Source organism: Vibrio sp. 1562 (genome assembly GCF_033340155.1).
GTDB lineage: Bacteria > Pseudomonadota > Gammaproteobacteria > Enterobacterales > Vibrionaceae > Vibrio > Vibrio alginolyticus.
Genome location: NZ_JAWOVY010000053.1, coordinates 1 through 6,369, shown reverse-complemented (window position 1 = coordinate 6,369; position 6,369 = coordinate 1). Strand labels below are relative to the sequence as shown.

Genomic DNA, 6,369 nt, shown 5'->3' with positions numbered 1-6,369 from the left:
GGGGTCGCGGGTTCGAGTCCCGTCCACTCCGCCACTTATATTAAGCCTCAGTCGAAAGACTGAGGCTTTTTTCGTTTCTACTGCGGCGTTTCCCTGAAGTGTGTTTACACCTAATTAGACTACTCCCCATAATCCCTACTAAGCGAACTCTGCGTGATTACACACTAGGCTTTAATTAATATAGGCCGTTGATGCTGTGGAAAGACAATATGACCTACAAACAAACCTAAGTAATCTATGGTATTCAAAGGCGTTCAACGGCTTGAATCTTGATGAGAAAGAAAAAACGAACTGTGCGCATAATCCAGAAAAGTGTCATATATACCCCCAATCTCTCCTGGCTCAAAAATCAAACGACTTGAAAAGAATTGGAAGGTGAAAGATTGAAGGAGCTCTTCATTAGCGAGGTGATGATTTTCGACGCTGAACATTTGATGAGTCTCAGAAAAAATATATCGCCAAGGGGTAAGAAGCGCCAGAACAGAGAGGGGGAGCTTAGCTCGAGGCTGTAAGCTATGCGGAATAACTCACAAACGTCAAAGCTCAAACCCATTAAGAGAGTCGCTCTAGATCTAAGTGGTTATGTGCTCACTAGCGGTACTAGAAAATAGTTAAGTATTCCAAATGGATTATATGAAAAAGCCAACTGCTAAAGCGGTTGGCTTAGTATAAAAATCTCGACGTACTTTAGAGCGAGAAATGATGTCTAAAGAATACGCTTTAAAACACCATCTGCCTTTAGGCGGGTAATTTTTCTGACCAGTCGCTGTACCCCTATAGGATAGTCTTCTACTTTCTCTAATTGCTTATAAGTACAGATAAGGTGAGTATGCTCAAGAATACGCGAAACTTCGTCTTCAAACTTCTCAGTGAGCTTCGCATAATTGTCTTGTATGAGTAGTCCATTTTCTAGGTCGAGTGACCAAGCACGTGGATTTAAGTTATTCCCAGTAAGTAGCATATAGCGTTTATCAACCCAAATACCCTTAAGGTGGAAGCTGTTATTGTCATGCTTCCATAGGTGAATTGACAATTTACGTGCGGCGATATTCGCTTCATTGGTTTTCGCAAAGCGACGTAAATTCACTTCGTAAAGATATGGAAGTCCGCCAATGGTTTTAAAGTCTTCCTCAGGTGCAATGTAAAAGTCGTTGGCGGTTTTATCACCCACAACAATAGTTACTTTCACACCACGCTTCATGGCTCGTTTCACTTCACGATGAAGTGCTTTAGGGAAGTTAAAGTAAGGCGTACAAATGAAAATTTCGTCTTGGGCTGCTGCCAATAACTTTACAATCTGTTGATTGAGTAGATTACGGCGTTTGCCTAGCCCAACTAACGGAGTGACTTTTACGCTTTCTTCTGTTGCAGCTTGGTCTTCAAACTTATAATTGGCTTGAGCAAGAGAAGCCCTCAGTTGGCGAATCGCCGACTTAATTTCTTTGGTTTCTGGCTTATCTTTTCCTGCAAGATCATTAACGGCAGGGTGAGCAATCATTTCTTCCTGAATGAATTGCACCATTGAATTCGCTAAAGATTCATGTCGAATCACATGGTAACGATCAAATCGATAACGTTCATGATAATGGAGATAAACGTTATTTAAGCTCGCCCCACTGTAGATAACAGTATCATCGACAATGAAGCCTTTTAAATGCAGTACCCCAAAAACTTCTCTGCCACGCACTGGTATGCCATAGACAGGGATTGGGTGTTGGTATTTGCTGGCATATGCTTTGTAAAGCGCTGAATTACCCTCAGATGTCTCCGCACCAATCAGGCCACGCTGCGCTCGATGCCAGTCGACACAGATATTGATGTCCAACCCAGGATTGCGCTGTTTCGCTTCATAAAGCGCAGTGAGAATTTCACGTCCAGCTTCATCATCTTCCAGATATAGAGCGACTAGGTAAATTCGCGACGTTGCTTTGCTGATAGCATCTAAAAGACGGGTTCTGAATGATTCTGCTGAATACAGAACATCAAAGTCTTCCGGATTGACAGCGAGACTTGGCAACTGTTCGAATGGATTCCTACTTACTATCATATCGGTATGAGTACCTTAGTTTAGTGCAATATTGCGAACCTGCCATTTTATCAAAGATATGATTTACCTGGCTACAAAAGCACGCGTTTTGATGTCGTTGAAGAGATGAATTGCATTGGAATGAGATCTTTACCGCTATCTACATAACGTTGAAATGCCATTTTTAGCGGGTGTGGTAGCTCAGAGCAATCAATTGTTGTGAATCCATGCTTGGAATAATAGGATTCGAGATGTGTAAACGCGAAGCAATAATCGCCATCAGTGAAAACATTGTTTTTACAATGAGTTAGTAGTTTTTTTCCAATCCCTGTTCCCCTAACTTTCGGAATGACCAACATTCCTGTCAATAGACGAACTTTATCTACACTTTTTAAACGTAGTAACGCAATGATTTCACCTTTATGGCTTGCTGTAATGATCAATTCATCTTTTTTGGCTCGACCCGCAGGGTAATACGCTTTGTATAGTTTCTTAATGAGGGGGAGCTTGATGGGATTTAACACTTCTATGATTAATGAGTCTGGTATTGTCACTGCGGTTAAAAGATAACTAATGTAGAATGTCGACAGTTTAAGAGAATCTTATCTGGTGTTGCAAACCTACTATGCAAATTAAAACAAATGCGAGCCTAAAGGCTTACCATACTTTTGGAATTGAACAATCGTGTTCCTATTTAGCTATCGTTGAGTCGCTTGAAGATGTTATTGAGCTATTTCAAAACCCAAGATTCACCCATTTACCGAAACTTTTTTTAGGTAAAGGAAGTAATGTTCTTTTTACAGAACATTTTGAGGGATTAGTGATTGTTAATCGAATCATGGGTAAAGAAGTCACGGAAACGGATGAGCACTACCTATTACATATCGCCGGTGGTGAAGATTGGCCTGAATTGGTTTCCTGGTGTGTGAATCAGGGGATCGGTGGGATCGAGAACTTAGCTTTGATTCCAGGTTGTGCTGGCTCGGCTCCTATTCAGAACATTGGTGCGTATGGCCTAGAGCTAAAAGACATCTGTGATTATGTAGATGTTCTTGATCTAACTACGTTTGAAAACAAAAGAATGCACGCCCAAGACTGTGAGTTTGCCTATAGGGATTCCATATTTAAACATGCGTTGCACGGAAAGTGCTTTATCACCGCATTAGGGCTTAAGTTGGCGAAGCAATGGCAGCCGATTAACCAGTACGGTCCTTTACAAAGTATCCCAGAAGAACAACTCAGCCCTGCTTCTATCTTCGAACGAGTATGCCAAGTGCGAAAGGCAAAACTGCCAGATCCAACCAAGATAGGTAACGCAGGTAGTTTCTTTAAAAACCCAGTGATCACGCAAGATCACTATGATCGACTCACAAAAAAATACCCTAACGTAGTGGCCTACCCAGCTTCTGGAGGAATGAAAATTGCTGCTGGTTGGCTTATCGATCAGTGTGGATTAAAAGGGAAGTCTGTACACGGTGCGCAGGTCAACCCTATGCAAGCTTTGGTTTTGACCAACATGGATAATTGTAGTGCTGATGACATTGTCGCGCTTGCTTCTTTAGTGAAGCAGACGGTATGGGATAAATACCAAATCATACTTGAGCATGAAGTACGCTTTCTCAATCGTACCGGGGAGACGAATTTGACTCAGATCGAGGCATCTAGATGAGAAAAGATCACTCTACGAAACTTCATATTTTAAGGTTATTAAGTGATGGAGAGTTTCATTCAGGAGAAGCGTTGGGCGACGATCTTAATGTTTCCAGAGCGGCAATCGCTAAGCACATTAAAGGTCTTAGTGAATGGGGTATTGATATTTATCGAGTGCAAGGGCGTGGTTACCAATTAGCTTCACCATTGCAGTTGTTAGACGAGACACTCCTGACCACTAGCTCGGAGTCACTTGTTGAACTTGTCCCTGTGATTGACTCAACGAACCAGTATTTGCTCGACAGAGTCGTGGATTCGGAAAAGGGCCGTGTTTGTATTGCTGAATATCAAGCACAAGGGCGTGGTCGCCGCGGTAGACAATGGGTCTCACCGTTTGGCTCTAACTTATATCTCTCTATGTATTGGCGACTGGATGCGGGAATGGCTGCGGCAATGGGCTTGAGCTTGGTGATTGGGATTGCCGCAGTGGAAGCTCTGGAAGAAGTAGGCATGCAAGGTGTTAAACTCAAGTGGCCGAATGACTTGTATTATCAAGATAAAAAACTGGCCGGAATCTTGGTTGAAATGTCGGGTCAGGCCGGTGGGGCTGCTCATCTAGTGATTGGGATGGGCCTGAATATTGGAATGCCTGACGACCAGCCTGAGATTGACCAGCCATGGACCACGTTGAACCAAGTAAATCAGAGTCTCAAGATCGATAGAAATGTTCTAGCAATGACACTTATCAAGCATTGGAATTCCGCACTTGTCGAATATGAAATGAAAGGACTTACTGGCTTTATCGAACGTTGGAATCGGTTAGACAATTTCCTTAATCGTCAGGTCAAACTGCTTATTGGTCCTAGAGAGGTATATGGCGTCGTTCGAGGCATCGATCATCAAGGTGGAATATTAATTGAAACCTCCCAAGGACTAGAGACTTATATTGGTGGTGAAATCTCGTTGCGTAAAAGTGACTAATCTTCGATTACTTTCGCAACGAGACTTTATCAACCAAGTGGTTAACGCCTTTGTGTAGAATCAAGTGGGCTCTCTCACGAGTTGGAAGAATATTCAATTCTAAATTGAGCCCATTAATATCATGCCAAATTTGCTTCGCTTTTTTCTTTGCGTCATCGACAGAGAGTTGTGTGTAGTGGCTAAAATAAGATCCAGGTTTCGTAAAGGCCCCTTGGCGAAACTTTAAAAAGCGTTCTACATACCAATGTTCAATGGTCTCTGTTTCTGCGTCGACATAAATTGAAAAATCTAAAAAGTCAGAGACGAAGACACGATGCGGGTCATGTGGATAGTCCATTCCACTTTGCAGAACGTTTAAACCTTCAATAATAAGAACATCCGGTCTATCCACTTTTCTTAGTTCATCAGTAATGTCATACGTGATGTGAGAGTAGATGGGTACTTCAAGATCGGGCTTTCCTGCCTTTACGTCAGACATGAACTCGACTAAACGCTTGATATCATAGGATTCAGGGAAGCCTTTACGATGCATGATACCGCGTTCTTCTAGTACTTTTTTCGGATATAGGAAGCCATCTGTTGTAACCAAGGAGACTTTGGGATGATTCTCCCAACGAGAAAGCAATGCCGTTAGAATACGAGCAGTCGTACTTTTGCCTACAGCAACACTGCCAGCGATACCAATTACGAAAGGGGGAGCATGTTCCTCTGTATTTAAGAATTGTTGTAATACGGAATTGCGGCTTTGACGAGCTTGGACATACAGATTCAAAAGACGAGACAAAGGAAGGTAGATCTCTACCGCTTCCTCCATGGTTAGGTTTTCATTAATGCCCTGAAGCGCAGTCAAGTCGTCTTCAGAAAGTGTCATCGGTACAGAGTTTCTTAACTCGGCCCAATTTGCACGGTCAAATGACAAAAATGGACTCATGGGTCTCTTTTATCCTTGGTTTAATAGAAGCAAGAACATACATCAAGCGAACTTCAAAGCAAACGACAAAGGTCGAAGTTTGCTTTAAAAAAGCTAAGTTTGTACGAATTTGCAGCAAACGAATCTAAAAAATCGAAATTTATGATTTTTTTTCAAATTACTATTGCAACCTAGAAAATCATTCAATAGAATGCGCACCACTTATGCCGACTTAGCTCAGTAGGTAGAGCAACTGACTTGTAATCAGTAGGTCACCAGTTCGATTCCGGTAGTCGGCACCATTCTTTCCTTTAGTAGTCTGAATGGCTTGAAAATTTGGAGGGGTTCCCGAGTGGCCAAAGGGAGCAGACTGTAAATCTGCCGGCACTGCCTTCGATGGTTCGAATCCGTCCCCCTCCACCATATTCTTTAGGAAATAGCTCTCAGAGTTACGTGTTGCGGGCATCGTATAATGGCTATTACCTCAGCCTTCCAAGCTGATGATGCGGGTTCGATTCCCGCTGCCCGCTCCACTCTAATTTGAGTGCTGATATAGCTCAGGTGGTAGAGCGCATCCTTGGTAAGGATGAGGTCGGCAGTTCGAGTCTGCCTATCAGCACCAGCTCTCAAGTTTATTTCCTTTTGATATTAGATTTACCAATTATCTTTTTTTGGTTGCGTGGTCAATTTGGGCCACCTAAATCCGTACCTAGAGGGACCACTCATGTCTAAAGAAAAATTTGAACGTACGAAACCGCACGTTAACGTTGGTACTATCGGCCACGTTGACCACGGTAAAACA

Annotated in this window: 5 protein-coding genes and 4 tRNA genes; 6 read left to right on the top strand and 3 right to left on the bottom strand. The window is 42.6% G+C overall.

What is annotated here, in order from left to right:
- Positions 1-706: 706 nt before the first annotated feature.
- The gene (pssA, locus tag R7Z49_RS22895; RefSeq protein WP_033907507.1) at positions 707-2,047 is read right to left on the bottom strand and encodes a CDP-diacylglycerol--serine O-phosphatidyltransferase; all 1,341 of its coding nucleotides are present in this window, start codon (positions 2,045-2,047) and stop codon (positions 707-709) included.
- 71 nt (positions 2,048-2,118) lie between these two features.
- Complete coding sequence (locus R7Z49_RS22890; protein WP_017821963.1) at positions 2,119-2,550, bottom strand: GNAT family N-acetyltransferase; 432 nt, start codon at positions 2,548-2,550, stop codon at positions 2,119-2,121.
- A 101-nt stretch (positions 2,551-2,651) separates the two neighbouring features.
- Between R7Z49_RS22890 and murB the strand changes: the two genes are divergently transcribed.
- Both murB and birA read left to right on the top strand, forming a co-directional pair.
- A complete protein-coding gene (gene murB / locus R7Z49_RS22885) occupies positions 2,652-3,695 on the top strand; it encodes a UDP-N-acetylmuramate dehydrogenase (RefSeq protein WP_033907506.1) in 1,044 nt (347 codons plus the stop codon).
- Positions 3,692-4,657: a bifunctional biotin--[acetyl-CoA-carboxylase] ligase/biotin operon repressor BirA gene (birA, locus tag R7Z49_RS22880; protein ID WP_033907505.1), complete on the top strand. Its 966-nt coding sequence runs from the start codon at positions 3,692-3,694 to the stop codon at positions 4,655-4,657. The genes murB and birA overlap by 4 nt, the downstream gene beginning before the upstream one ends.
- 7 nt (positions 4,658-4,664) lie before the next feature.
- Here birA and coaA read toward each other — a convergent pair whose 3' ends face one another.
- Positions 4,665-5,588 carry a type I pantothenate kinase gene (coaA, locus tag R7Z49_RS22875; protein ID WP_005388683.1) on the bottom strand — a complete coding sequence of 308 codons (924 nt, stop codon included), beginning with the start codon at positions 5,586-5,588 and terminating at the stop codon, positions 4,665-4,667.
- A gap of 205 nt (positions 5,589-5,793) precedes the next feature.
- Here coaA and R7Z49_RS22870 point away from each other — a divergent pair.
- From R7Z49_RS22870 to R7Z49_RS22855, 4 genes are all read left to right on the top strand, one after another.
- Positions 5,794-5,869: transfer RNA gene (locus tag R7Z49_RS22870), tRNA-Thr, on the top strand.
- 36 nt (positions 5,870-5,905) lie between these two features.
- Positions 5,906-5,990, top strand: a tRNA-Tyr gene (locus R7Z49_RS22865).
- A 35-nt stretch (positions 5,991-6,025) separates the two neighbouring features.
- A tRNA-Gly gene (locus R7Z49_RS22860) sits at positions 6,026-6,100 on the top strand.
- A gap of 13 nt (positions 6,101-6,113) precedes the next feature.
- Positions 6,114-6,189: transfer RNA gene (locus tag R7Z49_RS22855), tRNA-Thr, on the top strand.
- Positions 6,190-6,369: the final 180 nt, after the last annotated feature.